Here is a 2,666-nt window from a genome sequence, read left to right on the forward strand (position 1 = left end):
ATTGGAGCGTTTGCATCTGAAGCGTCATCGCCGAATCAAAGACTTGTTCCACAAAGTAAGCCGTTATATCGTTCATTTGGCAGTGAAGCAACATATCGGCACGATCGTCATCGGGTATAACGATGGATGGAAGCAAACGTCTGCGAACGGACGTCGAAACAATCAGTCCTTCTGTCACATGCCACACCGGATGCTCATTGCGATGATCCAGTATAAGGCGGCTGAACAGGGAATAACGGTTACGCTGACCGAAGAAGCGTATACCTCGAAAGCCAGCTTCCTGGATCAAGACCCATTGCCGCGTTATGACGAAGAGGGGGCATGGACCTTCTCCGGCAAGCGGATTCATCGAGGGCTGTATACGAGCACGAAAGGCTTGATTCATGCCGATGTGAACGGCGCCGCCAACATTATGCGTAAAGTATTCCCAAACGTATCCGCCAAAGAAACCGATGGGATAGAGGGGTTGGGTGGTAACCAGACCATCAATGTGTCAACTCCACTGGTGTTAAGCATCCTGAAATAAGTAAGGATGATACATCAGAAACCCCCACTTCAGCCGAAGCGTCTGCATCGGTAAGTGGTGGGAGTATTCATTATAGTAACTGTATTTATTAATCAAATGTGAGCGGAGTGAAAAGCATGAACGCAGAGCCATTTCAAATCATATATGAAGAAACGAAGGATCAGTCCATTATTCACATCAGCGGCGAGCTTGATCTATCCGTCGTGCAACAGCTGAGAGGGGCGCTTGAGCCTGTAATGAACCGCACGGATAAGGCCTTGATACTCAATCTTAAGCAATTAAAATATATCGACAGTACCGGTATCGGCATTATCGTTTCGGTATTGAAGCTTCGTGACGAAATAAAGGCGCCGTTCTTTGTGCGCGAAATTCCGCCGTCTATCAAACGTTTGTTTGACATGACGGGCATTTCGAGATATTTAACAGAAGGGACAGAGGCTGAAGCATGAACGCCATTCACTTACAAATACCGGCCCATGCAGACTATATCGATATGGTCAGAATCTGTCTATTCGGGATTGCATGCAAAATGAAATTCGCTTACGAAGATATCGAGGACATGAAGGTAGCGGTGTCGGAGGCTTGCAATAACGCCGTCCTCTACGGTTTCCAGGATGCCGATAGCGGCATGATTGACGTTAGCTACGAATTCGAGGAACAATCTCTGACGATCAAGGTAAAAAATAGCGGCCCAGAATTTATGTACACGGATGCCGTAGGCAAAGCGGCGCCGCTCCAAGCGGCTGAAGTGAGCGACCTGCGCGTCGGCGGCCTCGGCATCTATCTGATGCAGGCGCTGATGGATGACGTAGTGGTGAATACGGCAAGCGGCGCTACTGAGGTTGTGATGACGAAGTATTTGGCGGCGGAGTAAGGAAGCTTATCGACGAAGGGAATACAAGGGGACTGTCCTCATAGGTCTAAATAGACCTGAGGGACAGTCTTTTTGTGTGATTAAAGGTTATTAATATTAACGAATTATCCAAACAGTATGTTTTTGTTTATTTGATTTTGACTCGTTATTTTATACTATGAGTATGTATAAATTCAATAAATTATACAAATAATCCGATGAAAGGATGACTGTCTATGAGTACGAATCAATTGAGTAAACGATTTTGACTGTATGCGCTTTAATTGCGATATCAATCGGTCTCAGATTAAAGCGATTGCCAAAAAAACAATCGAACTGAAATACACATTTGTATTCACAAGGCCATTGCGGCTGATCTCCGCATTAGTTGCATACGGAATTCGTTCCGCTTCGATAAACCCGCGTTCGCGCAGCCGTTTCAAGACGATATCCGTAAAGTACTTTCCTGACGGAAAATCTTGATAGATATTCATGATTTCTTCCGCGATGTTGTAACCTGCGTTCCCGAAACCCATAACGAGGAACGGTGTTGAATAGATGCGAAAGCCTTGATTTTATTGGATTTTGTTGGAGAAAACGCTGGCCCCAATCCTCGTTATGTGTTATAATACATAACGAGGATTGGAGGGGGACACCATCGCGATTATTCGTCAAAAAGATAAACGATCCGGGATTACATACGCCTATGAGTCCATTTCCTACTGGGACCGCGAGAAGCAGCAATCCCGTTCCAAACGGCGTCTCATCGGCCGGATCGATGAAAAAACCGGAACGATTGTCCCCACGCGAGGGACGAACCGAAAGAAAACGGAAACGCCTGCATCCGCAGCGCGGCGCGGACCCGTTCCTCATGTCGATGTCGCTCGATGGTTCTACGGAGCTACATACTTATTTGATGTGATTGGCGATAAATTAGGTATTGTCGACGACTTGCAAAAGTGTTTTCCGAATGACTATAAAGCGTTACTGTCGATCGCCTACTACCTTATCCTGGAATCGGACAGTCCGCTCAGCCGCTTTTCGAAATGGGCTTCATTGCACCGTCATCCGTATGGCGCGGACATTCCCTCCCAACGCAGCAGCGAACTATTTGCTTCTATCACGGAAGAGAAGCGGTACGACTTCTTCCGCTTGCAGGCCGCGAGACGAATCGAAAATGAGTACTGGGCGTATGATACGACCTCCATTTCTAGCTATTCAGAAGGCCTGCAGCAAGTGAAGTATGGGATGAACAAAGAGCAGGACGGCTTGCCGCAATTCAATCTG

General features: G+C 46.9%; 4 protein-coding genes and 1 pseudogene. 4 read left to right on the forward strand and 1 reads right to left on the reverse strand.

Annotation, left to right across the window (positions count from 1 at the left end):
- The 3 genes from L1N85_RS26730 to rsbW all read left to right on the forward strand — a co-directional run.
- Window positions 1-526 (forward strand): IS200/IS605 family accessory protein TnpB-related protein (locus L1N85_RS26730; protein ID WP_235242056.1); only part of this gene is annotated, 526 nt, incomplete at its 5' end.
- Between the two features lie 116 nt (window positions 527-642).
- Complete coding sequence (locus L1N85_RS26735; protein WP_235242057.1) at window positions 643-975, forward strand: STAS domain-containing protein; 333 nt, start codon at window positions 643-645, stop codon at window positions 973-975.
- A complete protein-coding gene (rsbW, locus tag L1N85_RS26740; RefSeq protein ID WP_235242058.1) occupies window positions 972-1,400 on the forward strand; it encodes an anti-sigma B factor RsbW in 429 nt (142 codons plus the stop codon). Before L1N85_RS26735 ends, rsbW begins: the two co-directional genes overlap by 4 nt.
- A 281-nt stretch (window positions 1,401-1,681) precedes the next feature.
- Here the strand turns inward: rsbW and L1N85_RS26745 are convergent, their stop codons facing one another.
- Window positions 1,682-1,873: a hypothetical protein gene (locus L1N85_RS26745; protein WP_235242059.1), complete on the reverse strand. Its 192-nt coding sequence runs from the start codon at window positions 1,871-1,873 to the stop codon at window positions 1,682-1,684.
- A gap of 163 nt (window positions 1,874-2,036) precedes the next feature.
- Here L1N85_RS26745 and L1N85_RS26750 point away from each other — a divergent pair.
- Window positions 2,037-2,666, forward strand: a pseudogene (locus L1N85_RS26750) (IS1634 family transposase); the annotation flags it as partial.

Origin of the sequence: Paenibacillus alkaliterrae (genome assembly GCF_021532375.1) — a bacterium.
GTDB lineage: Bacteria > Bacillota > Bacilli > Paenibacillales > Paenibacillaceae > Pristimantibacillus > Pristimantibacillus alkaliterrae.